Origin of the sequence: Flavobacterium flavipallidum (assembly GCF_038289905.1) — a bacterium.
Lineage (GTDB): Bacteria > Bacteroidota > Bacteroidia > Flavobacteriales > Flavobacteriaceae > Flavobacterium > Flavobacterium flavipallidum.
In genome coordinates, this window is sequence record NZ_JBBYHU010000021.1 from 16858 (window position 1) to 42686 (window position 25829).

Annotated in this window: 23 protein-coding genes; 9 read left to right on the top strand and 14 right to left on the bottom strand. The window is 34.9% G+C overall.

The window, feature by feature from the left end; translation table 11 throughout:
* Nucleotides 1–56: 56 nt before the first annotated feature.
* The 8 genes from AAEO59_RS10710 (at nt 57) to AAEO59_RS10745 (ending at nt 9079) form a co-directional block, all read left to right on the top strand.
* On the top strand, nt 57–2444 hold the full coding sequence (locus tag AAEO59_RS10710) for a heavy metal translocating P-type ATPase (protein ID WP_341700736.1): 2388 nt from the start codon (nt 57–59) through the stop codon (nt 2442–2444).
* A gap of 246 nt (nt 2445–2690) precedes the next feature.
* Nucleotides 2691–2882 (top strand): cbb3-type cytochrome oxidase assembly protein CcoS, encoded by a 192-nt coding sequence (gene ccoS, locus AAEO59_RS10715; protein WP_341700737.1) that lies wholly within the window; start codon nt 2691–2693, stop codon nt 2880–2882.
* Between the two features lie 2 nt (nt 2883–2884).
* Nucleotides 2885–5065, top strand: coding sequence for a cytochrome-c oxidase, cbb3-type subunit I (gene ccoN, locus AAEO59_RS10720; RefSeq protein WP_341700738.1), 2181 nt, complete (start codon nt 2885–2887; stop codon nt 5063–5065).
* 84 nt (nt 5066–5149) lie between these two features.
* Nucleotides 5150–5323, top strand: coding sequence for a CcoQ/FixQ family Cbb3-type cytochrome c oxidase assembly chaperone (locus tag AAEO59_RS10725; protein ID WP_341700739.1), 174 nt, complete (start codon nt 5150–5152; stop codon nt 5321–5323).
* Nucleotides 5324–5344: 21 nt separating this feature from the next.
* Nucleotides 5345–6256, top strand: coding sequence for a cbb3-type cytochrome c oxidase N-terminal domain-containing protein (locus AAEO59_RS10730; RefSeq protein WP_341700740.1), 912 nt, complete (start codon nt 5345–5347; stop codon nt 6254–6256).
* A gap of 130 nt (nt 6257–6386) precedes the next feature.
* Nucleotides 6387–7820: a cytochrome c oxidase accessory protein CcoG gene (ccoG, locus tag AAEO59_RS10735; RefSeq protein WP_341700741.1), complete on the top strand. Its 1434-nt coding sequence runs from the start codon at nt 6387–6389 to the stop codon at nt 7818–7820.
* A 37-nt stretch (nt 7821–7857) separates the two neighbouring features.
* Nucleotides 7858–8310 carry a FixH family protein gene (locus AAEO59_RS10740; protein WP_341700742.1) on the top strand — a complete coding sequence of 151 codons (453 nt, stop codon included), beginning with the start codon at nt 7858–7860 and terminating at the stop codon, nt 8308–8310.
* Nucleotides 8311–8377: 67 nt separating this feature from the next.
* On the top strand, nt 8378–9079 hold the full coding sequence (locus AAEO59_RS10745) for a sulfite exporter TauE/SafE family protein (protein ID WP_341700743.1): 702 nt from the start codon (nt 8378–8380) through the stop codon (nt 9077–9079).
* 72 nt (nt 9080–9151) lie between these two features.
* Here AAEO59_RS10745 and AAEO59_RS10750 read toward each other — a convergent pair whose 3' ends face one another.
* From AAEO59_RS10750 to nhaA, 12 genes are all read right to left on the bottom strand, one after another.
* Nucleotides 9152–9997, bottom strand: coding sequence for an SGNH/GDSL hydrolase family protein (locus AAEO59_RS10750; protein WP_341700744.1), 846 nt, complete (start codon nt 9995–9997; stop codon nt 9152–9154).
* A 6-nt stretch (nt 9998–10003) separates the two neighbouring features.
* Entirely contained in the window at nt 10004–10576 is a 573-nt protein-coding gene (locus AAEO59_RS10755) for a dihydrofolate reductase family protein (protein ID WP_341700745.1), read from the bottom strand.
* Nucleotides 10577–10758: 182 nt separating this feature from the next.
* Nucleotides 10759–11268, bottom strand: a complete 510-nt coding sequence (locus AAEO59_RS10760) for an HPP family protein (protein WP_341700746.1) — start codon at nt 11266–11268, stop codon at nt 10759–10761.
* Nucleotides 11269–11441: 173 nt separating this feature from the next.
* A complete protein-coding gene (locus tag AAEO59_RS10765; protein WP_341700747.1) occupies nt 11442–11852 on the bottom strand; it encodes a nuclear transport factor 2 family protein in 411 nt (136 codons plus the stop codon).
* Nucleotides 11853–11864: 12 nt separating this feature from the next.
* Nucleotides 11865–12389 carry a TetR/AcrR family transcriptional regulator gene (locus AAEO59_RS10770; RefSeq protein WP_341700748.1) on the bottom strand — a complete coding sequence of 175 codons (525 nt, stop codon included), beginning with the start codon at nt 12387–12389 and terminating at the stop codon, nt 11865–11867.
* A 346-nt stretch (nt 12390–12735) separates the two neighbouring features.
* The gene (locus tag AAEO59_RS10775) at nt 12736–13140 is read right to left on the bottom strand and encodes a barstar family protein (protein ID WP_341700749.1); all 405 of its coding nucleotides are present in this window, start codon (nt 13138–13140) and stop codon (nt 12736–12738) included.
* A gap of 317 nt (nt 13141–13457) precedes the next feature.
* Nucleotides 13458–14336, bottom strand: a complete 879-nt coding sequence (locus AAEO59_RS10780) for a leucine-rich repeat domain-containing protein (RefSeq protein WP_341700750.1) — start codon at nt 14334–14336, stop codon at nt 13458–13460.
* A gap of 547 nt (nt 14337–14883) precedes the next feature.
* Nucleotides 14884–16248, bottom strand: a complete 1365-nt coding sequence (hemN, locus tag AAEO59_RS10785; protein ID WP_341700751.1) for an oxygen-independent coproporphyrinogen III oxidase — start codon at nt 16246–16248, stop codon at nt 14884–14886.
* Nucleotides 16249–16459: 211 nt separating this feature from the next.
* Nucleotides 16460–18418 carry a DUF349 domain-containing protein gene (locus tag AAEO59_RS10790; protein WP_341700752.1) on the bottom strand — a complete coding sequence of 653 codons (1959 nt, stop codon included), beginning with the start codon at nt 18416–18418 and terminating at the stop codon, nt 16460–16462.
* A gap of 231 nt (nt 18419–18649) precedes the next feature.
* On the bottom strand, nt 18650–19276 hold the full coding sequence (locus AAEO59_RS10795; protein WP_341700753.1) for an alpha-ketoglutarate-dependent dioxygenase AlkB family protein: 627 nt from the start codon (nt 19274–19276) through the stop codon (nt 18650–18652).
* 29 nt (nt 19277–19305) lie between these two features.
* Nucleotides 19306–20613 carry a TIGR00341 family protein gene (locus tag AAEO59_RS10800; protein ID WP_341700754.1) on the bottom strand — a complete coding sequence of 436 codons (1308 nt, stop codon included), beginning with the start codon at nt 20611–20613 and terminating at the stop codon, nt 19306–19308.
* Nucleotides 20597–21775: a Na+/H+ antiporter NhaA gene (nhaA, locus tag AAEO59_RS10805; protein WP_341700755.1), complete on the bottom strand. Its 1179-nt coding sequence runs from the start codon at nt 21773–21775 to the stop codon at nt 20597–20599. The genes AAEO59_RS10800 and nhaA overlap by 17 nt, the downstream gene beginning before the upstream one ends.
* Before the next feature lie 145 nt (nt 21776–21920).
* On the opposite strand from nhaA, the gene yaaA reads away from it, so the two are divergent.
* Nucleotides 21921–22679 (top strand): peroxide stress protein YaaA, encoded by a 759-nt coding sequence (gene yaaA / locus AAEO59_RS10810; protein ID WP_341700756.1) that lies wholly within the window; start codon nt 21921–21923, stop codon nt 22677–22679.
* A gap of 112 nt (nt 22680–22791) precedes the next feature.
* Here yaaA and AAEO59_RS10815 read toward each other — a convergent pair whose 3' ends face one another.
* Complete coding sequence (locus tag AAEO59_RS10815; protein ID WP_341700757.1) at nt 22792–24372, bottom strand: MDR family MFS transporter; 1581 nt, start codon at nt 24370–24372, stop codon at nt 22792–22794.
* 377 nt (nt 24373–24749) lie between these two features.
* Nucleotides 24750–25829, bottom strand: coding sequence for an HlyD family secretion protein (locus AAEO59_RS10820; RefSeq protein ID WP_341700758.1), 1080 nt, complete (start codon nt 25827–25829; stop codon nt 24750–24752).

Here is a 25829-nt window from a genome sequence, read left to right on the forward strand (position 1 = left end):
CATATTTTACTTAAGATTCATTCAAGAGCTTTGTATCAGGTAAAATGAGCAAAGTTATGGATACACAAAACTGTTTCCATTGTGGTTTAGATATTGAAAAAGAAGCAGAGATTCTATTTGACACAAAAACATTTTGTTGCGCTGGTTGTAAAACCGTGTACGAAATTTTTAGTCTGAATGATTTAACTTCTTATTACGATTTTGAAAAATCACCTGGAGCCACTCCGCAGGAGATTAAGGGAAAATATGATTTTTTAGAAAATGAAAACATCGTTTCGAAATTATTGGAATTTCAAGAGGATTCGACCGCCATTGTTTCACTTAGCATTCCTCATATACATTGTAGCTCTTGTATTTGGATTCTGGAAAATTTACAACGCCTTCAAAAAGGAATAAACAGTTCTCAGGTTAATTTCCCCGAGAAAAAAGTGCGTATTGTTTATAATTCTAATGAAGTTTCGCTGAGCGAAATTGTTCGTCTCTTGTGTTCTATTGGGTACGAACCGTACATCAGTCTGGAAGATTACGCGACTACAAAGGCAAAAGCCGATCGAAGTTTGATATACAAATTGTCAGTTGCTTTCTTTTGTTTTGGAAACATTATGCTGCTGTCTTTTCCGGAATATTTTGAGGTAAAAGAATATTGGCTGGACAATTACAGACCTTTTTTCAGATGGTTGATTTTCGCCCTTTCATTGCCATCTTTTCTGTATTCAGCAAGCGGTTATTATGTTTCGGCTTACAAAAGTATCAAATCCGGAATGCTGAATATCGATATTCCGATTGCTTTAGGAATCGTTGTCTTTTTTATCCGAAGCACTGTTGATATTGTGATGGATTACGGTTCAGGATTTTTTGATAGTTTGACAGGCTTGGTTTTCTTTATGCTTTTAGGGAAAATGTTCCAAATCAAAACCTATAGTTTCCTGAGTTTTGAACGAGATTTTAAATCCTATTTCCCGGTTGCTGTAACCCGAATCAATACGGATGCTACCGAAGAAAGTGTGCCGGTTTATGATATTCAAAAAGGCGACCGATTATTGATTAGAAATCAGGAATTAATTCCGGTGGATGGTATTTTGATTAGTGATCACACTGCTATCGATTATAGTTTTGTTACCGGAGAAGCCATTCCGATTACTAAGAAATCAGGCGATAAGGTTTTTGCCGGAGGAAAACAGCTGGGAAAAGTAATCGAAATGGAAGTGTTGTTTTCGGTTTCTCAAAGTTATCTGACCCAATTATGGAGTAATGATGTGTTCCAGAAAAATGTGGAGCAAAAACACAAAACCATCACCGATAGCATTTCGCGTTATTTCACGCCTATATTGTTGTTAATTGCTTTTGTGGGCTTTGGATATTGGATTTTTAAAGATGTGAATACTGCTTTCAATGTATTTACAGCGGTATTGATTGTGGCCTGTCCTTGTGCATTGGCATTGACGGCTCCTTTCACACTTGGAAATGTATTGCGAATTGTAGGGAAACAAAAATTTTATCTAAAAAATGCCCTAGTAATAGAGCAGTTAGCCAAAGTAGATACGATTGTTTTCGATAAAACAGGAACGATAACGACCAATAAAAAGTCGAATATTAGTTATGAAGGAGAACCAATTTCAGAGGAAAATTTGACACAAATTAAAGCCGTACTTCGAGGTTCTAACCATCCGTTGAGCCGAATGTTATATGACTTTTTGCCTGAGATAGGAAAAATTTCGATAAGTGAATTTGAAGAAATTACCGGAAAAGGTATTCAGGCTAAAGTTGAAGGCAGTTTTGTAAAAATAGGTTCGGCAGCATTTGCAGGAAAATTAGAAGAAAATAATGGTTTGCAAACTTCAGTTCATATTCAAATTGATGATAAATACTATGGTAAATATGTTTTTAAAAACCAATACAGAGAAGGCTTAGAGCAGTTGTTTAGTGGTTTGAAGAAAAACTATGAAGTGAAGGTTTTATCAGGTGATAATGCCGGCGAGAAAGAAGCTTTAGAGGAACTTTTACCTCAAGGAACCGAATTGGTTTTCAATCAAAAGCCGGAACAAAAACTGGAATTTATCAAACAATTACAGGCATCAGGCAAAAATGTGATGATGGTAGGCGACGGACTGAACGATGCCGGAGCTTTGGCACAGAGTAATGTAGGAATCTCAATTTCTGAAAATGTGAATGTTTTTTCACCGGCCTGTGATGCGATTTTAGACGCTACACAGTTTGAAAAGCTGAACTATTTTTTAAAATTTTCTAAAAAAGCCATGTTAGTGATTAAAATGAGTTTTGGCTTGTCATTACTCTATAATGTGGTGGGATTAACTTTTGCCGTAACAGGCAAATTAGAACCTCTGGTAGCAGCGATTATCATGCCTTTGAGTACAATTACTATTGTGAGTTTTGTGACTTTAATGAGTAATTATTATGCGAGGAAGTTAGAAGTTAGAAGTTAGAGGTTAGAAGTTAGGGGTTAGAAGTTAGAACGCAGAACGCAGAAAACAGTAGTTTTTTCAATCATTTAAGGAAATTACATGACTTCCTCTTCTTTGGAGGGGTGTCCGGAGGGCGGGGTGGTTCTTTTGTGAAAACCAAATTATCAAATAATAAAATATTTTCTCATTAATAAAATCCAAAGCATGATAAATATCATAGAATCTCCGGAAGCGGGATTCTACTTTTGGGGTATAAAATTTTAAGGTATGAGTGTCATTTATTTATTAATCACCATTAGCATATTCGTCGCTATCGCCTTTTTGATTGCTTTTTTTATGGCAGTGAAAAACGGGCAATTTGACGACGATTATACACCATCGGTCAGGATGTTATTTGACGATGAAACGAATTTAAAAGCCAAAAAAGGAATACAAACAACAGAAGAAAAACAAATTTAATTATGGAAATGCAACAGTTTTATTACGACAACAAAATTGTTAAAAAGTTCATTTACGCTACCATAGTATTTGGCGTAGTGGGAATGGCAGTCGGACTTTTATTAGCAATCTTATTTTTATTCCCTAACCTGACTGATGGAGTTTCCTGGTTGAGTTTTGGTCGTTTAAGACCATTACATACCAATGCGGTTATTTTTGCTTTTGTTGGGAATGCCATGTTTGCCGGAGTGTATTACTCTTTACAACGTTTATTAAAAGCCAGAATGTTCAGTGATCTTTTGAGTAACATTAACTTTTGGGGATGGCAATTAATCATTGTGGCTGCAGCGGTAACACTTCCTTTAGGTTACACAACTTCAAAGGAATATGCCGAGTTAGAATGGCCAATCGATATTGCGATTGCTTTAATCTGGGTAGTTTTCGGTATCAATATGATTGGAACTATTTTAAAAAGAAGAGAGCGTCATTTGTATGTAGCTATTTGGTTTTACCTTGCCACATTTGTAACGGTTGCGGTATTGCATATATTTAACAGTTTGGCTTTACCTGTTTCTGCAATGAAAAGTTACTCTGTGTATGCAGGGGTTCAGGATGCTTTAGTACAATGGTGGTACGGACATAATGCGGTGGCTTTTTTCCTTACAACACCTTTCTTAGGAATGATGTATTATTTTATTCCTAAAGCGGCTAACAGACCGGTTTATTCTTATCGATTATCTATTGTTCACTTTTGGTCTTTGATTTTCTTATACATCTGGGCAGGACCACACCACTTGTTGTATTCTGCTTTGCCTAACTGGGCTCAGAATTTAGGGGTTGTTTTCTCAGTAATGTTGATTGCTCCGTCTTGGGGAGGTATGATTAACGGATTGTTGACGCTTAGAGGGGCATGGGATAAAGTTCGTGAAGAACCAGTATTGAAATTCTTTGTTGTAGCGGTGACAGGTTATGGTATGGCTACTTTTGAAGGACCAATGTTGTCTTTGAAAAATGTAAATGCTATTGCCCACTTTACAGATTGGATTATTGCTCACGTACACGTAGGCGCTTTAGCTTGGAACGGATTCATGGCTTTTGGTATCATTTATTGGTTGATTCCTCGTATGACTAAAGGACCTTTGCACTCTCTTAAATTAGCAAATGTTCATTTCTGGTTAGGTACTTTAGGAATTATCCTTTATACTCTGCCATTATATGTGGCCGGATTTACTCAGGCTTCTATGTGGAAACAATTCAATCCTGACGGAACTTTGACTTACGGTAACTTCCTTGAAACAGTAACGCAAATTATTCCAATGTATTGGATGAGAGCGGTAGGAGGAACATTATATGTAGCGGGAATGTTCATATTAGTTTATAATATTTATCAAACCGTTAAAGCTAACAAAGTTGTAGAAGATGAATTAGCAGAAGCTCCGGCTTTACAAAAAATTAGTGCAGGAAGAATTAAAGGGGAAAAATTCCACCCTTGGTTAGAAAGAAAACCTATCCAATTGACCATTTTAGCAACTGTAGCGATTTTGATTGGAGGTATTATCCAAATTGTACCAACGATAATGGTGAAATCTAATATCCCAACGATTACAAGTGTGAAACCATATACACCATTAGAATTAGAAGGTCGTGATTTATACATCCGTGAAGGTTGTGTGAGCTGTCACTCTCAAATGGTTCGTCCATTCCGTAGTGAGGTAGAACGTTACGGACCTCAGTCTAAAGCCGGAGAATTTGTGTATGATCATCCATTCTTATGGGGTTCTAAACGTACCGGACCGGATTTATTAAGAGTAGGAGGTAAATACAACGATAACTGGCACTTTAACCACATGTGGTCTCCACAAAGTACATCAGCAGGTTCTATTATGCCAGGTTACAAATGGTTATTTGACAACAAAGCATTGGATGTTTCTGATATTGAAGCAAAAATGGAAACCATGAGAACTTTAGGTGTTCCTTACACAGATGATGATATTGCTAATGCCCAAAAAACAATTAGTGAGCAATCTGAAAAAATTGAAAGCAGTTTGCACAGTGATCCTGACTTTGTAAAAAGTTACGAAGAAAGTAAAAAGAAAGCAGCAGCCAGAGGAGAGCAATTTGTTCCAATGAAAAACAGAGAAATTGTTGCTCTTATTGCTTACATCCAAAGATTAGGGACTGATATTAAAGTGAAAACGAATTAAGTAACTAAGTAGCAAAGTGGCTAAGCAGCAAAGTTACATTGACTTTGATACTAAGCTACTTTGATACTCAAAAACTCAAAAAAAATGTTTGAACAAATAAAACACAATATGGAAACTATAGCAGGAGTGGAAATTTATCCAATACTGTCGTTGTTGATTTTCTTTTCCTTTTTTGTGGGATTAGCACTTTGGGTTTTCTCCTATAAAAAAGAGAAAATCAATGAGATGAGCGAAATTCCATTGAGAGACAGTTTATAGTATAATTTCAAAATTTGTAAAATGAAAAAATTAATTCCAGCATATGTAAGAGTCCCAGTATTTTTCTTCATCATCTTTGGTGCAATAGAATACTTTATAGACTCAGGCGATAGAGCAGCTTTTATCAAATACCCTATGGTAGATGTGGCCTTAGTGGTTGTTTTAGTACTGTTGATTGCCATAGAAATGGTTGTTAGCGCAGCCGATAATATTGTCTATCAATTATTACCTGAGGAAGAAAAAGCCCGATTAGCAGCCGAGGAGCAAAAACCGTTAAAAGAATCTGCCTGGTTTAAAAACCTGATGAAAAAATTAACGAAGACTGTTCCTATTGAAGAAGAAGGAAGCCTGTTGTTAAATCATGATTATGATGGCATCAAAGAGTTAGACAATAATCTACCACCATGGTGGGTGTATTCTTTCTATGCATGTATCATTTTTGCAGCTATTTATTTAGTGCGTTTTGAAATGCTAGGGGCTGATAATCAGGAAATGGAGTTGAAAAAAGAGTTGGCTCAGGCTAAAATCGAGGTAGAAGAATATATGAAAAATGCGCCTGATTTGATGGATGAAAAAACCGTAACCCAACTTACAGAAGCAGGAGATTTAGCTATAGGGAAAGAAATATTTACCAATAATTGTGCAGCTTGTCACAGAGCCGATGCCGGAGGGCAAATTGGACCAAACTTGACAGATGATCATTGGATTTTGGGTGGCGGAATTAAAAATATTTTCCACACTATTACTAACGGTGGGCGCGACGGAAAAGGGATGATTTCCTGGAAAGGAACATTAAAACCTAAAGAAATTCAAAAAGTAGCCAGTTATATAATGTCTTTAAAAGGAAGCAATCCTAAAGATCCAAAAGCACCGGATGGTGAAATTTGGAAAGAAGAAGCGGCAGCTGCTGTTACAGTTACAGCGGCAAAATAATAAAACAATTGATTTAAACATTGTTTTTATATAAACCATTAAGAAATTAAGATTAGTTATAAATGCTTAATGAAACACAATTTCTTAATGGTGAAAAAATCTAATGTTTTGTATATAAAAACCAAACAAAATGTCAAATTTAGCCGACGAAACTTTTAGTCACGAAAGCTTTCGGGACAGTATTGGAACCATTGACAACGAAGGAAAAAGGAAATTTATTTATCCTAAAAAACCTTCCGGTAAATTTTATAACTACCGAAAAACAGTTAGTTATGTATTGTTGTTAATTCTGGTTGCCAATCCGTTTATAAAAGTGAATGGGAATCAGTTTATGATGTTCAATATTTTGGAACGTCGATTTAATATTTTCGGATTTCCATTTTGGCCACAGGATTTCTATCTCTTTGTACTCTTTATGATTATCGGAGTAGTGTTTGTGACTTTGTTTACGGTTATTTTCGGGCGTATATTTTGTGGTTGGATTTGTCCGCAAACTATTTTCCTGGAAATGGTTTTCAGACGTATCGAATTTTGGATAGAAGGCGACAGAGGCGCTCAAATGCGATTGGCAAAACAGGAATGGAATGCCGAAAAAATTAGAAAAAAAGGTCTTAAATGGTTACTGTTCCTGTTGATCTCTTTTGCTATTGCCAATGTTTTTCTGGCTTATTTGATTGGTAGTGATGCATTGATTGCTATGGTTGAAGATAATCCGTTGAATCATTTGAAAACACTCATTTCTCTAGGCATTTTTACCGGAATCTTCTATTTTGTCTTTGTTTGGTTTAGAGAGCAGGTATGTATCATTGCCTGTCCTTACGGAAGATTGCAAGGGGTTTTATTAGACAATAAATCGATAAATGTAGCCTACGATTTTGTACGTGGGGAAAAAGAAACCGGACGAGCTAAATTCAATAAAAAAGAAGACCGTGCCTTAACCGGTAAAGGAGATTGCATTGATTGTCGCCAGTGTGTGAATGTTTGTCCTACCGGAATTGATATTCGAAACGGAACGCAATTAGAATGTGTGAATTGCACCGCCTGTATTGATGAATGTGATAGCATTATGGAAAGTGTAGGTTTGCCAAAAGGCTTGATTCGCTATGCTTCTGAGGATGAAATTGAGAAAAAAACCTCATTTAAATTCACTACCAGAATGAAAGGCTACACTGCAGTGCTGGGTATTTTGGTAGCAATGTTAATAGGTCTTTTGTTTTTAAGAACAGATGTTGAAGCACTCATATTACGATTACCGGGACAGTTGTATCAACACAAAGGCGAAAATATCAGTAATGTGTTTACCTACAAAATCATTAACAAAACCAATGATGATTTCAATGCGCTTCATTTTAAGTTGAAAAATATCAAAGGTGAATTGAAATTAGTTGGAAAACAAATAATTAAAGTGCCTAAACAGGGCATGAGTAGTGGAACTTTATTTGTTGAAATCAATAAATATTTGCTGGAAAGCGATAAAACCAAGTTAAAAATTGAAGTGTATAACGGCGATAAAAAGATAGAAACAACCAGTACTAGTTTTTTGAGCCCTAGAAGTTTTGACTAACAAATTAAATATTGTTTACTTCAAAAAAGCAAAGATGATGAAAAAAATTAATTGGGGAACAGGATTGGCAATAGCCATAGCATTATTTATAAGTTTTATTTTGTACTTCGTCATTAAAGTACAATCCAATTCTAAATACGATAACGAATTAGTGGTCGAAGAATATTACAAGCATGATGCTCGTTTTCAGGAAGAAATGGATCGAGTGCAAAATGCGCAGGATTTAGAACATAAACCTGTAATAACCAAGACAGCGGAAGGAATTACAATTGTATTTCCTCAAAATTTTAAAGCCAACCAAATTAAAGGAATAGTGTCCTTATACAGACCGTCTAACAAAAAATTAGATTTCGATACTCCGATTTCGTTGTCTAATCCAACTTTGCTCATACCTAAATCAAAATTGGTAGGCGGTCAGTGGGACATTAATATGGAATGGCAATACGAAGGAAAAAAATACCTGACCAAAGAACCGATTTATATACAGTAAAAAAGTTATGAGTTATGAGTTTTCAAAACCTCTAACTTCTAACTTCTAACCTCTAACTTCAAATAAAATGCTTTACACGGCTTTGATATTCGGATTACTAAGTAGCTTTCACTGCATAGGAATGTGCGGACCAATAGCTATGATGTTGCCTGTAGATCGAAGCAATCCGGCTAAAAAAGTAACACAAATTTTGAGTTATCACTTAGGCCGAATTTCGGCTTATGCTACTATAGGGTTTGTTTTTGGCATGTTGGGCAAAGGTTTTTTCATGGCCGGAATGCAACAAAAAATGTCTGTTATACTTGGCGTTTTAATGATTCTGGCTATCTTAATTCCCGAAAAAACTTTTGCTCAATATAATTTTTCGAAACCTTTATTCAGATTGATTTCACAAGTAAAACAAGCTTTAGGAAATCAGTTTAAGAAGAAAACGTATCGATCGCTTTTTACGATTGGTTTACTAAACGGCTTTTTACCATGCGGAATGGTGTATGTGGCTTTATTTGGCGCTATTGCGATGCAGAGTATCAGTTTCGGTATGTTGTATATGGTTTTGTTTGGTTTAGGAACCGTGCCGCTGATGAGTGCTGTGGTTTATCTCCATTCTTTTATCAGTTTACCTATGCGTAACCGCATTCAAAAAGTAATTCCTGTTGTAGTGGTTTTGATAGGAGTACTATTTATTTTACGAGGATTAGGCCTAGGAATACCTTATGTTTCACCGGCCACGATGAGCTTGTTTGTACAGGCTAATCCTAATTGTCATTGAGTGATTTTTTTAGTTTTAAATAGATTGAAAAAGCGGTTTTCTTTTAGGAAGCCGTTTTTTTTTTGAACTAGCTTATTGTTTTACAAATCCCGAAGGCAGCGCCAATAATTGGTATTGTATGGTTTTTGCCAAACGATAATCGCCTACCGCATTAGGGTGCAACATATCTGTGTCTTTTTTACTAAAATATTGCGCATGCGATTCCGCCATAGGGAATAATCCACTTGTAGAATACAAATCGATAACCGGAACAGTCCAAATAGCCGCTGCCTTTTTTAGAATTTCTACATAACTTTCTACATACAATCCCTGTTCGTTGCAATAGTTCTCATCCGGTTGCACGTTTTTGTCGTTAAACTTAGCATAACCTCTGTGGATAGGCGTCATGATAATAATTTGTTGTTTGGGATACTTGTTTTTTAAGAAAGACATGGCTTTGTTAATCCTTCCGCAAAAGGTGGTATCGTTAATGATAGGAGTGCGGTATTTACGGCTCACTTCTTTTCCGTTAAAATTGGTTTGCTTGGTGGTTTCGCTAAAAAACTCCCCTATAGGAGTATTATGCATATAATCATTGGTTCCGGCAAAGATGATAATAGCATCAATATCGCTTCCTTTTTCGGACTGTAGTTTTTCAGCTTGTTTGTAAATGTGGTTCCATTGATTACCACTGATACCATATACAAAAGGTTCGATTCCTAATAATTCCGTTAAATATTCCCAATACACATAAGTCGTTCCTACACGACGTTTGTCGGTCATGGAATCGCCTAAAAAGGCCACTTTTTTGCCTTGCCACTGAGAGTTCAATGTTTTTTCTTCTGTGGACAATGCTACTTTTGGAGCAGGCTGTTGGGCAAATCCATTAAAACAAATTGATAAAAATAGGAGGTAACTGTAGGGAATGAATTGTTTCATTTTTGATTATGCTTTGTCGAGAATATAATTAAGTTCGGTTACACCGCAGTCAAAGGCTTTGGTGTTGACCAATTTGAGTTTGGTTTTTTCTTTGATATTGGCAAATAGGGGAATACCTTGTCCAAGTAATATGGGATTAACAAACAACCAATAACCGTCAATAAGGTTTTCCTGTAGCAAGGCATGGGTAGCGGTAGGGCTGCCAAAAAGCAATATTTCACTTCCCGACTGATTTTTTATGTTGTTGATGTTTTCTGCAATGTTGTCACTTATGATAGTGCTGTTATTTAGTTGCGCTTCATTCAATGTTTTGGATAAAACAATTTTGTGCGCTTTGCTGTACCATTGTGAATGCTCGATGTCGTGCTTGCTGGCATTGGGTTTGTCAGCTGCTGTAGGCCAGTAATTTTCCATCATGTCATAGGTAATACGGCCATACATAGCAGTATCAGTCTGGCTGATGCGTTGACCCACATGATCAAAAATTGTTTCGTTAATCGTAATCCAGTCCATTTCGCCCTGAGGTCCTGCCACAAAACCATCCAGTGAAACGTGCATAAAGGAAATAATTTTTCTCATCGCTTACTTTTTATTAAACACCTCAATTTTTTATAAAGATAGAAATTTAGATTTGTTTTCGATTCGGCCTATGTGAGGTAAAATACCAGATTGTTTTGTTGTTGCAGTTTTTTTGCTGAAATTGAGGTTGCTGAAGATACTTTTTATTCGTTTTGTAATATCTCTTTTATTTTATCAAAGTTTTATCTCCAGTATTTTGGATATTTTCTATAAGGGTTTATGTTGTTAAAAAGCAAAGCAACAATAGCTATAATTGCAGAACCTGATAGAACAGGATTCAATAAAAAGTCCCAATGGCAAGCCCCTAAAATAACTACTATAGGATCTGCTCCTGCGGGTGGGTGTGTGGTTTTAGTTAGTAGCATTATACTAATGGCTAATCCAACTCCTAATGAGAGTGTGTACCATTCGTTTCCAAAGAGCCAAAAACAGCAGAGGCCAATAAATGTTGAAATTAAGTGTCCGCCAACAATGTTTCGGGGTTGCGCTAAAGGACTATCAGGAACACCAAATGCCAGTACGTAACTTGCACCAAAAGGCGCCATAATAAGCGGTATTTGGAGGTTTTTTGTCAAAAAAGATAATATTGCAATGGTTATAAAACCTCCAATTCCTGAATAAACCGAAAATTTAAAAGTCACTGGTTTGGGGCTTTTTTCTACAGTTTTAAATTTGATAATGTATTTTTTCATTTTACTATTATTGTTTTTAGATATTATTTTAATTGTCTGTTTTTGATTTATTTAAATTATAATAGATAAAAAAAGAACCTCTTCTAAATTATTTAAAAGAGGTTTCGAGTATTAGTTTACGATAAAAGCTAGGGGATTCATTTCTAAATGGCATCATCGATTGGAATATGTTTTTATAAATATCTCTCAGACTCATTTATTTCAAGATCATTGATACTTGCATATCTTTTTTTCATCAACCCATTTTCGTCAAATTCCCAGTTTTCATTACCATAGGCTCTAAACCAATTTCCATCTTTTGTTTGGTACTCATATTCAAATCTTACTGCGATTCTATTATCTGTATGTGACCAATACTCTTTTTTGAGTTTGTAATTCAATTCTCTTTTCCATTTGTCGCTAAGGAATTTTACGATTTCTTCTCGTCCATTAACGAAAGTACTTCGATTTCTCCATTCGCTGTCAATGGTATAGGCTAATGAAACTTTCTCTGGATTCTGAGAGTTCCAGGCGTCTTCAGCCATTTGAATTTTCTGTTTTGCGGTTTCCAACGTAAAAGGAGGAAGGGGATGTTTCTGTTCCATTTTGTTATTCATTTAAATTAGACTTGTTGTTATTGCTTTTGATTGATGTACAATTTCGTTTGATTGAAACAATTGACTTTCTATGATAGCGCTTTCAAATAGCAGGTAAATATGTGTTGCCAATAATTCATCTTTTATCAGTTCACTAAAGAATACTCTTAAATCATTTTTGTGTGATTGGATTACGCTTAATATGCTTTCTTGTTCTTTTGATATTTCAGATAAAATATTAAGAAAACTGCAACCTCTGAAGTTTTCTCTCTCATTCATTTGTATGATAAAGTCAAATGCGCTTATAATTTTTTCTTTTTGATTTTTTGATTTTGATGTAAAATCAATAAGCTTACTAAACCAATAGTCATGTCTTCTATTCAAAAACTCAACACATAAATCATCCTTAGATTTAAAATGCTGGTAGAAGCTGGCCTTTGCAACATTTGCTTCACTTATAATTTGGTTAATACCAGTGCTGTTATAACCTTGTTGGTGAAATAAAACAGAGGCTTGTTCTAGTATTCTTTCTCTTGGTGCACTCATGAGTTCCTTATTTTTTATCAAAGGTATAAAAAAAACAAAAATACAGACAGGTCTGTCTATTTTTATTGAATTTATTTTTTGAAAAGTTTTCAAAATCAGCTTTACAACTCCTAAAAAGGGCTATTCGTAGGAGGGGAGAAGTAATCCTAAACAGCTGTATCTACATTTAGTTTTTAGGAAAAAGATTGTAAATCAAATCTATTTAGGAATTGTTTTTTATCATAGAGTGTACCAGATAGTGGATCAGCTAGTAAACCGCTTTGTAACCGCTAGGATTTCTCTATTTACGTAACTAGGTATTAGTTGCATTATGCCACACGAAAGGATTCGTGCGGCAGCGTGGGGATTAGTATTGTAGTTCAAATTCAATATGCTTGTGTTCTGATATAATTTCAAGAATAATGTCAAAAAGAGTTTGTCCGTTATTTTCAATTAATTGTTTAAGTCCGTTTTCAAAATGTTGAAGATTCACTTCGTCATCTTTCCAAAAAATGATTCTTTCTTCATACCATTTTTTTGTTGCATCAAGTCCTAAGTCTGTTTTGCTTTTTAAAATATTTTTCCAAATCAATTTAATTGGTTCTCCGTTTTCATAAACTCCAAACCCACCACGAAGCAAATCATTAAATGCGTCTAAATTATGTCCTGTTTGCCAATTGAGGTCTTTAGTCAATACTCGGTCAATTTCGTCATAGAAACTTTCTAAGTCAGCAAAATTGTTCCCGTTTATTATGATTTTCTGTTTGTTCATTGTCGTTTTTTTTCTCAGCCTGACCGCTAACGTTCCCTTGTTACAAGAGGTCTGGGGTTAAATTAAGCCTTATCTTCGGATTTGCCAAAACATTCCAAATACAAGACCATTTTTAAATTAAGTTAATTGCCCAAATCTATTGTAGCCCGTGTGTGTGCCCTGCATGAGCAGGACACACGCTGTAAGCTTAGATAAAAATTCGAAAATACAAATTTGGGATTAGAAAACAAATCTTACAGCGTGTTATTTTTCCAGAGGGATTAGTTGCGTTATGCCACACGAAAGGATTCGTGCGGCAGAGTGGGGCAGTAGTTTTTTTAATAGATGAACTTCACTTTCGGCATTTTCATCTCAATTTTTTTTATTTTGTTAGTGTCAATTCTGTTATCTATCAATGTAATCTCTTTTAAGTTTTTCATTTTAATAATTTCGTTTGGTAATTCTGTTATTTTATTTTGATACAGATTTAATTCTTCTAAACTATTTAGAAAACTAATATCACTTGGAAGAGTTTCAATATTATTAACACTTAAATGTATTCGTTTAAGATTTTTGCACTTTGACAAATTGTTAAACAGTTCTTTAGCATTAATTTTTTCTTGTCTTATAAACCCAAGTTCTTCTAAATTTTTTAGTTCAGAAAACTTAAGAGTTAAGTTTGGAATTTGATTGCAACCAAGATTAAGTCTTTTTAGTTTTTTCAATTGATTAATTTTTGACAAATTTGAAACAAAATCAAATTCATACATACTTGTCATATCTAATTCCTCAATTATATTATTTTCAAAAAAACTATTTGGAAATGTTTTAAAATCTGTCCAATAAATATCTAAAATTTTAAGTTTTTTTAGATCACAAACTTGTTTAGGAAATGTTTTAAAATCGTTCATTCCAATATTCAATATCTGTAAGTTTTTTAAATTTTCAAGACTTTCAAGATTATTTAAATTATTTTGTGAAACATTTAATTCTTGAAGGTTCGTTAGTTTAAAAACTATTTTTGGAATTTCTTTGAGATTACTTTCTGATAAGTCTAGACGATAAACTAAATCTAGATTATTTGGTAAATTATCTAAATTTTTATAGACTTTTTCATTTCTCAATTCAGTTAAAGACATTACATTTTTTTCTTGTTTTTTGTTACAAGAAATTAACGTAAATATTAGAAAAATTGCTGTTGTTATCTGGTTTTTCATAAAATTACTGCCAAATAGTATATAAGCGAAACAAACCTTCGTATATGCACCCAAAATTGGGTAGATTGACGAAGGTTTGTTTCGTTTTTGTTTCTAACAAATATATTATTTTCTTACAAATGAGAAAAGACTAATTTCAATTTCAAGCGTTTTGTTTTCGAAATTAAAGGATAAAGAACCGTATCAGGAAAAAAAATCCGACCTGCGGGGACAAATCGGATGGAGTAGTATCGTTTAGTAAGGTTCTCGGCTGTTCTCGACTGCGCTCGAACTGACAATGTTTTGTGATATGAAGGTTCTGGGCTGTTCTCGACTGCGCTCGAACTGACAATGTTTTGTGATATGAAGGTTCTGGGCTGTTCTCGACTGCGCTCGAACTGACAATGCTTTATGATATGAAGGTTCTGGGCTGTTCTCGACTGCGCTCGAACTGACAATGTTTTGTGATATGAAGGTTTTGGGCTGTTCTCGACTGCGCTCGAACTGACAATGTTTTGTGATATGAAGGTTCAGGCTGTTCTCGACTGCGCTCGAACTGACAAAAGGTTTATACCGTCATAGAAAACAAAGCGGTTTCAGGAGCTTTTCGTTTTAAATGCAGGTCGAAGGCCATGCAAATGTTTCTTACATAGGCTTTGCCTAAATCGGTCACCTGAATACCGTTTTCTTTGATAATGAGAATGCCGTCGTTGTCCATTTCGCTTAATTGTTCCAGTATTTCCGGAATTTCTTCAAAATAACTGTCTTTGGTATCCCAATAGGTTTCAAACTGACACATCAAATTCAGGATGTGTTTGCGGACGATGAGGTCTTCTGCGGTAAGCAAATGTCCTCTGAATACCGGTAGTTTGTCCCATTCTAACAATTGGTAATAATCGTCCAAATTCTTCTCGTTTTGCGCAAAACTGTACCAGCTGTCACTGATAGAGGAAACACCCAGCCCGATCATCAACTGGGTTTTAGATGAACTGTAACCCATGAAATTACGGTGTAATTCCCCGTTTTTGAATGATTGGTACAGGCTGTCTGTAGGCAGGGCAAAATGGTCCATACCTATTTCGATATAGCCGTTTTTTTGTAATAATTCTTTACCTACTTGATACAGGATTCTTTTTTCCTGATCTTTCGGGATGTCCTCGTCTTTAAAACCGCGTTGTCCGTTGCCTTTGATCCAGGGCACATGGGCATAGCTGTAAAAAGCTAATCGATCCGGTTGCAGGGATTTGGTTTTTTCGATAGTATCTACCACATTTTCGATGGTTTGGAACGGCAACCCAAATATAATATCGTGTCCAATAGAAGTATAACCTATTTCTTTGGCCCAAAAAGTAACCTTGGCAACATTGTGAAATGGTTGTTCACGGTGGATGGCTTTTTGTACTTTCTCCGCATAATCCTGTACCCCAAAACTCACTCGACGAAAACCTAAATCGTATAATTTTTGCAAATGGGCATAGGTGGTATTGTTAGGGTGTCCTTCAAAACTGAATTCGTGATCTTCAGCTTTAATTGCGTAGGCAAAAATACCGTTGATTAAATCTTCCAGATTTTTAGTCGAAAAAAATGTTGGTGTTCCGCCGCCCAAATGAATTTCTTTGATAATTGGTTTTTCATCAAGCAATTTGCAGTACAAACGCCATTCTTTTAAAACCGCCTGAATATAAGGTGATTCTACTTCGTGATTTTTGGTAATGCGTTTGTTGCATCCGCAAAAAGTACACATACTTTCGCAAAACGGAAGGTGAATATACAGGCTGATTCCTTCTTTAGTGTTGCTTTCTTTAAATGATTTTTTAAAGGAGTCAACCCAATCCTGATAGGTAAACTCGGCTTCATTCCAGTAGGGAACAGTAGGGTAGCTGGTGTATCTGGGACCAGGAACATTGTATTTTTGAATCAGCGTATTTTTCATAAATCAATTATTTACAAGTTCAAAAGTAATGGGAATGTCCGGTAGTAGAAATGATATTTGTCATACTTTGTGAATTATGAGTTGTGAGAAATGGTTATAAAAAAAGCGACTTTCATTTGAAAATCGCTTTTTGGTATTTTTAATATCTGATTTCTTGCTTCTAGCTTCTTCCTTCTTGCATCTGCAATCTAAAATCTGCGTTCTGCTATAACTATTCTTCCTGTCCCAGATTTCTAAGCTGTTTTAGTTTTTCTTTCCAGGTTTCTAAGCTTTCTTTGTGGATGGCGATGTTCTTGCGAACTTCTAACACTATGGAGTTTTCTTTTTTAGCATTTTTAGTATTGGAAAAAAACTGAATATTGTTTTCTAATTGGAAAATTTCGTTTTGAACTTCTTCAATCTTACGAATGATGAAAATCTTTTCGCTTTCCAGTTTTCTGTTATCATGGCTTTCAGAAAGGTTTTCCAGTTTGTTTGCAAAACGCATCATATCCGAATCTTTCTTGCTTAAACTTAGTTTTTCAAAAAGTGCGTCTAATATTTTATTGAATTTACCTTCAATGTGGCGTCGTGTAAATGGAACTTTTCCCAGGCTTTTCCAGTTTTCGATGTGTTGTTTAATGGCGTCTAGATCGGTTTTGTGATCACCAATCAACTGGAATTCTTTGATGCTTTCTAAATAGGCTTTCTTTTTTTCGAAAGCTTCCATTTCTTCGGCTAAATGCTCATTTTTTTGTTCTTTTAAACGATCAAAATAATGGTTGCAGGCTTCTTTAAATTCTGCCCAAACTTTATCTGAATATTTACGAGGAACGTGACCAATTTTTTTCCAGTCTTCCTGAATTTGTTTCATGATTGGTGTTGTCGCTGCGAAATCTTCACTGTCTTTCAATTCGTTTGCTTTGGCAACCAACGCATTTTTCTTATTCAGGTTTTCAGTTTGTTCTTTTTTAATGTCTTTGTAAAAGGAGTTTTTAAAAGCATTAAAATCTCTCACGGCATTTTTAAAAGCGGCCCAAGTTGCTTCATTCACATCTGCAGGAACTTTTCCGGTTGAGAAAAAGGCTTCTCTTAAAGCTTCTACTTTCTCAATTTGAGTCAGCCATTGCGAATGCGCATTTACTTTGATAGTCGCTAATTCTTCAATTTGAGCGATTATAGCTTTCTTTTTTTCAAGGTTTTCTAGTTCTGTTCCTCTCAGTTTTTCAAAAAGGACTTCACGTTTGTCGTGCAATTTTTTAGTTAAATCACTAAATTGATTCCAAATTTCATCACGAAATTCTTTAGAAACGGGACCTATTTCTTCTTTCCAGATGCGGTGTAAATCCTGCAATTCACGGAAAGCTTTGTTTACATCTACTTCCTGAAGCAGTTCTTCAACACGAGCAATGATTTTTTGTTTTTGCTCTAAATTATGTTTAAAGTCTAAGTCTCTGGCTTCGCGGTCTAGGTGTAAATAATCATAAAAATTTTCGATGTGAAAATGATAATTGTTCCAAACGTGGTTGTATTTGTCTTTTGGGATAGGGCCTGCATTTTTCCAACGCTCTCTTAATTCGTTAAAATGTTTCAGGGTATCCTTAATATTTTCGTTAGGATTAATGATTTCTTTTAATTCGTCTACAATGGCTAAACGTGTTTCCAGATTAGCTTTGAGGTTGTTTTGCAGACTTTTAAAATGAGTGTTTTTATTGTCTTTGTATAAATTGTATAATTGATCAAATTTGTTTTTCAAAGGGTAATGATATTGAAATTCCTCAGTAGTATCTGGGTTTTCGGCATAATATTCCTCTTTTTTTTCTTCGATAAAATGGTTGTATTTAGATAAAAAAGCTTTTTTGATTTCTTCAACATGCTCTCTAATTGACATTACTTTTTCATTAGAAACCAGTTTTTGCAATTCATCTACAATACTATCCATGGACAAAGTATCATAATCCAGCATTGGGATTTCATGACGTGCTTTGATTGTTTCGTCTTCGTGTTCTTCGGCATTGGAAGCTTCAATCTCGTTTAGCGCTTTTTGCTTGTCTAAAATTTCAGTGTCTTCCGCCGTTGTAGCTTGGGCTGGTTCATTAGCCATTTCGGTGTTAGCTTGAACATCAGTTGCTAAATTTCCATCTGTCTCCGTATTAGATTGTGACAGGTTATCATTCTTTTCTTCTAACATTTTATAAATGTTTAAGGTTTTGTAATTAGTTAATTTGATGTGAAAGATACTAAAGGTCTGTTGAAAAACAAAATAAAAGCTTTGTTAATTAGTTTAGGTAGTTATTAAAGTGAAGATTTTTTTAAGAAATTGTTGTTTTTATGTAGTCTAATTGAAGGAAATTTGAAAATTAATTAAAAGCATATAAGCCACATAAGTTTTTTTAAAACAACTAAGAAAAACGTATATGGTTTATTTGTTTAAGGTTTGATCACTAACAATAGTCCTGAAAGTCAGGTTGATTCTGGGTTTGGTCACTTTTTTAGTGGGAGGAAGGCGATGCAGCCAATGTGTTTGAGTTTCATCTTTCATAACTAAAAGACTTCCGCGATCCAAGATTAGTGAGACCGTTTCTTTGGTTGATTTGTGTTTGAAAGCAAACTTTCTTTCGGTACCAAAACTCAACGAAGCAATAGCTCCGTTTTTTTTCAAATCTTTTTCTCCATCGCTGTGCCAGGCCATGCCTTCGTTGCCATCATGATATAAGTTGAGCAGACAGGAATTATAGGTTTCTCCTGTTTTTTCTTCGACTAGAGCTTTTAATTGCTTTAATTCAGGAGTCCAGTCAAGGGCTTCTTTGGTAATTTTAGAATAACTGTATTTAAAATGGCTATCGCCATACCAGGCTACTTTTCGTTTGGTGGTGATGAGTTGGCCAAAAATAATAGCTTCGTCATTTTTCCATTCGATGGTTTCTAATAAACGATTGAAGTAAAATTCTGCGGAAGTATTATCCATAATTTGCCCATAATACAGCACGGTTCCATCTTTTGGCAAAAGATTGGTATTTGGGTCAAATTCGGGACTAAATAAATCCATTGGGTTTCTTTATTATTGCAATAAAGATATTAGTTTTGGCGGTAAATTTCGATTTGTTTTCTAGTTAATCGTTGTTTTAACCACTGCATGATTTTCTTTTTTTCCGAAACATCCAGTTCATTTTTACTTTTATAAATGAGTACAGGAACTATTTTTAAGCTATCGGTTTTTTCGTTGAAAATATGATTGGATATTGATATGTTTTCAATGGAAGGGAATAATATTTTCATTTCAGCCAGCAGTTCTTTGTTGTTGAAATGATTGGCTTCTATTTCTTTTTTTAGGTTTAAAATGGTAACATCTTTTTGGCTTATAGTCGATTTGTTAAACTTAATTTCGTTTAAAATATCGCTTTTTATGTCGGTTGTGTCTTGTTTAACTATCAATTGAGTATTGGTCAAATCATAATCTTTCAGACTTTTGTTTAAATCTTTGATTTCAGAATCACTAAAACGTTTTGAAAGGAAACCCAGTTCAATTATTTTTGGATTTTTATTGAATCTTGTTTTTTGGTAGACAATGGTAATCCCTTTTTCAGTAAATTCTTTTTCAGTAAAAACAGCTAATTGTTGTTCGAATTTTTTTTCTTCAAAGAGTAGATAAGCAAAGTAAATACTTGGAAGAATAAAAATGATTAGCAGTGTGCTGATGTAATATTTTACTTTTTTTTGGGTAGGCTCGTCCAATTGTTTCTTTGTAGGATAGGCCAGGTATTTAACGATTAAAAAGGTTGAAATGCAAATAAAAATGCAGTTAATTGCATATAAATACATGGCTCCTAAAAAGAATTTAAAACTAGCGGTGGCTAGTCCATAACCTGCAGTACATAAAGGAGGCATCAAAGCTGTAGCGATGGCAACTCCGGGAATAGGATTTCCTTTTTCCACTCGGGTGATAGCTACTGCACCTACAATTCCACCAAAAAAAGCGATAAGAATATCGTAGAAATTAGGAGAAGTTCGGGATAAAAGTTCCGGCTGCGCTTCTTTAAAAGGACTGATATAGAAATAAATTGCAGAGACAATTAAGCTCACTATCGTAGCAATAAATAGGTTTTTAAGTGACCTTTTAAGTAGTTCAAAATCATAGGTCCCTAAACCAAAACCGGCACCTACAATAGGGCCCATTAATGGTGAAATAAGCATTGCGCCAATAATTACAGCGGTCGAATTAACATTTAAACCAACTGATGCTACTACAATGGCACAGGCTAAAATCCATAGATTAGACCCTCGGAAAGAGATGTTAGCAGTTACGTTCTCTAAAACCTTGGCTTTATCCTCTTCACCTTTGTTGAGGTTGATATAAGCAAATAGTTTCCTAATTAGAGACGGCATGTTGTTTCTTGTTTTTTAAATTTTGTTTTAAGGCTAAAAAACCAATGCAGCCGGCAATTAAAGACGAAATCAGAATAATGAATTTAGCGTTGTTAATGATGTGTAGGTCATCAAATGCCAATAAAGTAACAAAAATAGACATCGTAAAACCAATTCCGCCAAGGAAACCAACACTGATGATTTTTTTCCAGTTCAGGTCATTAGGTAATTTACACAAGCCAATAGTAACGACAATAAAACTAAAGAGTGTGATACCAATTGGTTTTCCTAAAACCAAACCTAACATAATTCCCATACTGTAATGTAAATGTAGCGCATCAACAATATCATCTCCTAAAACAATAGCTGTATTGGCTAAAGCAAAAAGAGGAAGGATAAAAAAAGCAACGGGTTTATGTAAATAGTGTTGCAATCGATAAGATACTGAACGGCTGCTGCCATCACCAAAAGGAATTACAAATGCTAATAAAACACCAGTAATTGTTGCGTGAATTCCTGAGTTGAGCATGAAATACCACATAATTGCACCACCTATTAAATACGGAATTAGGTTTTTGATTTTCATTCGGTTTAGGATGAATAAAAACAATAAGATGCCCATAGCAATACCCAGGTTCATCCAGGAAAGTGATTTTGTATAAAAAATAGCAATTACTAAAATAGCTCCTAAATCATCAATAACAGCTAGGGCGGTTAAGAATACTTTTAACGATAATGGTACCCGATTTCCTAATAATGATAATACACCCAGGGCAAAAGCAATATCAGTAGCCATTGGAATTCCGGCACCGGAATGTGCTGCTGTACCTACATTTAGAGCCAAATAGATTCCGGCAGGAATTAACATTCCCCCAAGTGCTGCAAAAATGGGTAATAAGGCTTCTTTGATGTTTGCTAATTCTCCTATATAAATTTCTCTTTCTAATTCTAATCCAATTAAGAGGAAGAAAATAGTCATTAAACCGTCATTGATCCAGTATTCTAGACTTTCAGTACCTAATTTCATATGCCAGATATGAAGATATTCGGTCGCAAAGGAGGAATTAGCCAATAGTAAAGAAATGAGCGTGCAACCAATTAAAACTAATCCACTGGATTTTTCATTTTCAAAAAATTCTTTAAAAAGAGCAGTACTGTAAAGGCGTTTAATTGTTTTTCTCATTTGTATAGATTATTTCTCTTGAAGATAAAAAAGAGAGTAGTAGAACCACAAAAATAACGAAATACTATATTTATTAAAAGCTTTAGGTGTTAATTTGTTTGCAATTAGTATTTTTGAATTGGTTAAAAAATGTCAAAACCATTTTATGAAAATAGTAATATCACCCGCCAAATCATTAAATTTTGAGAAAGAATTGCCTACAGCTCAGTTCACTCAGTCTTCGTTTTTAAAGGAATCCCGTCAAGTTCATAAGGTTTTAAAACAGCAATCGCCAAAAGATTTGTCTGATTTAATGGCTATTTCAGATAAGCTGGCCGATTTGAACTGGCAACGCAATAAAGAATGGAAAACGCCTTTTTCTCCTGACAATGCCCGTCCAGCCGTTTATACCTTTGATGGTGATGTTTACACCGGACTGGATGCTTATACCATTCCATTAGAAAAATTAGACGTGCTTCAAGACAAACTTCGTATTTTATCAGGCTTGTACGGGATTTTGAAACCACTGGATTTGATGCAGGCCTACCGATTAGAAATGGGAACAAAATTGCCTATTGAGGACAAAAAAAATCTGTACGATTTTTGGAAAGCAACTTTGACCAATGCACTCAATAAAGAATTGAAAAAGGATGAATTGTTCATTAATTTAGCTAGTAATGAATATTTTTCGGCTATTGATACTAAGGCTTTGAAAGTGCCTGTGATTACTCCGGATTTTAAAGATTATAAAGATGGCAAATTGAAGATGATTAGTTTTTTTGCCAAAAAAGCCAGAGGAATGATGGTGCGTTATATTATTGATACGAATGCCGAAACCATTGATGATTTAAAAGGATTTAATTATGAAGGTTATCAGTTTGATGCTAATTTATCCAAAGGAAATCATTTGGTTTTTACCAGGTAAGTTTTTAGAAGCAAGAAAAAAGAATAAAAAAAGTCGAATTCACATGAATTCGACTTTTTTTATAATCTGCCTTCTGCCTTCTGCCTTCCAGTTTCCAACTTCTAACTTCAAATTAGTGCATCGCATCGGCAGCATTGATTTGGGTTTTTCCTTTTTTGATTAACAAAATAAAAGGAATACAGCATAAAAACAGTAAACCTAAATAAAGGAAAATATCCATATAAGCTAGTACAGTGCTTTGTTTCATTACTGAAAAATCTAGTACCTGATAGGCTTTATCCAGAGATTCATTTACAGAAAATCCTTTAGCCATAAATCCTTTTTGCATTTGAGCTACTCTTTGTTGTACTTCAAACGAACTTCCGTCTAAATTGCCTACCAAATTCACACGATGTGATTGCGTTAATCGGGTGATAAATGTGGTTATAATCGCAATACCAAAGGAACCTCCTAATTGTCGCATCATTCCGGTAAAAGCAGCCCCTTCACCAATATGTTTCCCTTTAAGTGTAGAAAGAGAAAGGGTGGTAATTGGTACAAATAAAAGTCCTAAACCAATTCCTCTTAAAATTAAAGGCCAATACATATGTTCGACACCGGTATCCGGAGTCATATTGTAATACATTGTTAGCGTAAAAATGAAAAAGATCAGAAAACCTACGGCTACCATATAACTTTGAGGAACTCCTTTTTGAATCATTCTTCCCACAAAAGGCATCATAATCGCCGTAGTAATAGATCCCGGAATTAATAACAAACCAGCATCTGTAGCTGTCCAGCCTAAAATGGACTGCGTATAGATAGGAATAATCAAGGTAGAACCGTACAATCCAAATCCCATAATGAAACTCATGATCGTACCAATTCGAAGATTTCCGTCTTTTAAAACTTTTAAATTAACAATAGGATATTTGTAAACTAATTGTCTCCAGATAAAAAGAATTAATCCAAAAAGTGAAACTACACTAAGCGTTATTATCAAATTGTCATTAAACCAATCGTCTTGCTGACCGTGTTCTAAAACAAACTGTAATGAACCAATAAAGGTTGCTAAGAGTATGATTCCATACCAATCCACCTGATTGGATTTTAATTTTTCACCATATTTTGGACTTCTTACAAAGCTCAATGTTAAAAGTGTTGCAATAATCCCTAATGGAATGTTGATGTAAAAAATATAAGGCCATGAAAAATTATCTACTAAATAACCTCCTAAAGGTGGTCCTAATGTAGGTCCTACAATTACACCCATTCCGTAGATAGCCTGTGCCATTCCTCGTTTGGCTACTGGATAACTTTCGGTGATAATCGTTTGAGCGGTTACTAATAAAGCTCCTCCACCTAAACCTTGTATGAATCGGAAAACTACTAATTCCCAAATATTCGATGCGTTTCCACACAAGAAAGAAGAAACCGTAAATATGATGATCGATACAGCAAAATAATTACGTCTTCCAAATTGTTGCGAAAGCCAGCTTGTCATGGGGATTACAATAACGTTTGCAATGGCATAGGCTGTAATAACCCAGGCTACATCCGTTAAGGTAGCTCCCAGACTTCCTCTCATGTCAGTCAAAGCCACATTGACAATAGTGGTATCTACAATTTCCAGCAAGGCACAAAGTACCGCGGTTATTGTGATGATAACCCTTCTAAAGCCATATTCTACTAAATCGTCGTCTGCTAGTACCATTTATTATACTTTATTGTTTTGGTCTAATCCCGTTTGTTATTTTATACTCTAAAGTGTATTGTCAAAGCGTCTGTTCGAGTGTTTTGCGTAATGAAATGAAGCAAAATGTCCCGATAACTATCGGGACGATAACCCGTTTTTGATTGTAAATTTTTCTTTTTTGCTTGATCAAAAAAAAACAAAAAAATCAAGTCTTACGCTTCCTCGTCGGTCAAATTAGTTTTCGAATGCTAAAAGAAAAGAACTCGTCCTTCGTCCTCAAACAGCTTTTCTTTTTACGCATTCTTCAAACATTTGACACTCGACTGCGGAATCTAAGGACGCCCGAAACCGGAAATAACAATGATTTGATTTCTAATTGAATTAAACCTCTACAGTTATTTTATATGTACATCTACGTCCACATTCATTCCTGGGCGTAATAATTTTACTTTTTCAATATCATTGCTTGGATCGATACTAATTTTTACCGGTAAACGTTGGATGGTTTTTACAAAGTTTCCTGTAGCATTATCAGGAGGTAAGATTGAAAAACGTGAACCTGTAGCCGGAGAAAATGAAGTGATGGTTCCTGTAAATTCATAGTCAGGATAAGCGTCCACTTTTAAAGCTACTTTTTGACCAGCAACCATTTTGTTTAACTGCGTTTCTTTGAAATTAGCAATTACCCATGCTTCATTGTTGTTGATGATGTAAAACAAAGATTGTCCCGGTTGTACTAATTGTCCCGGTTGGATATCAATTTTAGAAACCTGTCCGTCAATTGCAGCAGTAACCACTGTATAGCTTAAATTTAATTTAGCCGATTCTAATAAAGCCTGTGCTTTTTTGATATTAGCCGAAGCGACATCAATTTGTTTGTCTGATACTACCGATTTAGCCTGTGTAACGGATTTTTGAAAAGCGGTTGCTCTTTGTTGTTGTTGTAAAATACGTACCTGATTTTCAGCTTCTTGTTTGGCTGCTAAAGCCTGCTCGTATTGTTGCTTCGTAATAGTATGATTTTTATACAAATTGCTGTAACGGTTGAAATCATTGGTTGCCAAACCTAATTTGATTTTAGCAGTTTGAATGTTTCCTGTAGCCGATTTTACATTAGCATCTGATACTGAAATATTAGCTAAAATACTTCCTACATCCGCTTTTGAAACTTCAAAATTTCCTTCGGCTGCGGCCAATGCTGCTGTAGCTTCGTCAATTTTTAACTGATAATCTTTTTGATCAATCGTAAAAAGTGTATCTCCTTTTTTTACAAAATCATTGTCTTTGATATATACTTTACTCACATAACCGGAAACTCTAGGGATAATAGGAGTCATGTATTTTTCAATTTGAGCATCATCAGTGCCTTCGTGAGATAAAGAATGTAAGTATTTGTATGAACCATATATAACGCCTAATAGTACTAAACTACCTATTATAGCTATGAATTTTTTATTTGTTTTTTTCTTTTCCAT

Coding starts and splice junctions, on each gene's coding strand:
- yaaA (WP_341700756.1), top strand. CDS start 21,921: ATGAAAATAGTAATATCACCCGCCAAATCATTAAATTTTGAGAAAGAA.
- hemN (WP_341700751.1), bottom strand. CDS start 16,248: ATGAAAAATACGCTGATTCAAAAATACAATGTTCCTGGTCCCAGATAC.
- AAEO59_RS10820 (WP_341700758.1), bottom strand. CDS start 25,829: ATGGAAAAGAAAAAAACAAATAAAAAATTCATAGCTATAATAGGTAGT.
- AAEO59_RS10775 (WP_341700749.1), bottom strand. CDS start 13,140: ATGAACAAACAGAAAATCATAATAAACGGGAACAATTTTGCTGACTTA.
- AAEO59_RS10790 (WP_341700752.1), bottom strand. CDS start 18,418: ATGTTAGAAGAAAAGAATGATAACCTGTCACAATCTAATACGGAGACA.
- AAEO59_RS10780 (WP_341700750.1), bottom strand. CDS start 14,336: ATGAAAAACCAGATAACAACAGCAATTTTTCTAATATTTACGTTAATT.
- AAEO59_RS10730 (WP_341700740.1), top strand. CDS start 5,345: ATGAAAAAATTAATTCCAGCATATGTAAGAGTCCCAGTATTTTTCTTC.
- nhaA (WP_341700755.1), bottom strand. CDS start 21,775: ATGAGAAAAACAATTAAACGCCTTTACAGTACTGCTCTTTTTAAAGAA.
- AAEO59_RS10815 (WP_341700757.1), bottom strand. CDS start 24,372: ATGGTACTAGCAGACGACGATTTAGTAGAATATGGCTTTAGAAGGGTT.
- AAEO59_RS10745 (WP_341700743.1), top strand. CDS start 8,378: ATGCTTTACACGGCTTTGATATTCGGATTACTAAGTAGCTTTCACTGC.
- AAEO59_RS10765 (WP_341700747.1), bottom strand. CDS start 11,852: ATGGAACAGAAACATCCCCTTCCTCCTTTTACGTTGGAAACCGCAAAA.
- AAEO59_RS10800 (WP_341700754.1), bottom strand. CDS start 20,613: ATGCCGTCTCTAATTAGGAAACTATTTGCTTATATCAACCTCAACAAA.
- AAEO59_RS10740 (WP_341700742.1), top strand. CDS start 7,858: ATGAAAAAAATTAATTGGGGAACAGGATTGGCAATAGCCATAGCATTA.
- AAEO59_RS10755 (WP_341700745.1), bottom strand. CDS start 10,576: ATGAGAAAAATTATTTCCTTTATGCACGTTTCACTGGATGGTTTTGTG.
- AAEO59_RS10710 (WP_341700736.1), top strand. CDS start 57: ATGGATACACAAAACTGTTTCCATTGTGGTTTAGATATTGAAAAAGAA.
- AAEO59_RS10750 (WP_341700744.1), bottom strand. CDS start 9,997: ATGAAACAATTCATTCCCTACAGTTACCTCCTATTTTTATCAATTTGT.
- AAEO59_RS10770 (WP_341700748.1), bottom strand. CDS start 12,389: ATGAGTGCACCAAGAGAAAGAATACTAGAACAAGCCTCTGTTTTATTT.
- AAEO59_RS10795 (WP_341700753.1), bottom strand. CDS start 19,276: ATGGATTTATTTAGTCCCGAATTTGACCCAAATACCAATCTTTTGCCA.
- AAEO59_RS10725 (WP_341700739.1), top strand. CDS start 5,150: ATGTTTGAACAAATAAAACACAATATGGAAACTATAGCAGGAGTGGAA.
- ccoS (WP_341700737.1), top strand. CDS start 2,691: ATGAGTGTCATTTATTTATTAATCACCATTAGCATATTCGTCGCTATC.
- AAEO59_RS10760 (WP_341700746.1), bottom strand. CDS start 11,268: ATGAAAAAATACATTATCAAATTTAAAACTGTAGAAAAAAGCCCCAAA.
- ccoG (WP_341700741.1), top strand. CDS start 6,387: ATGTCAAATTTAGCCGACGAAACTTTTAGTCACGAAAGCTTTCGGGAC.
- ccoN (WP_341700738.1), top strand. CDS start 2,885: ATGGAAATGCAACAGTTTTATTACGACAACAAAATTGTTAAAAAGTTC.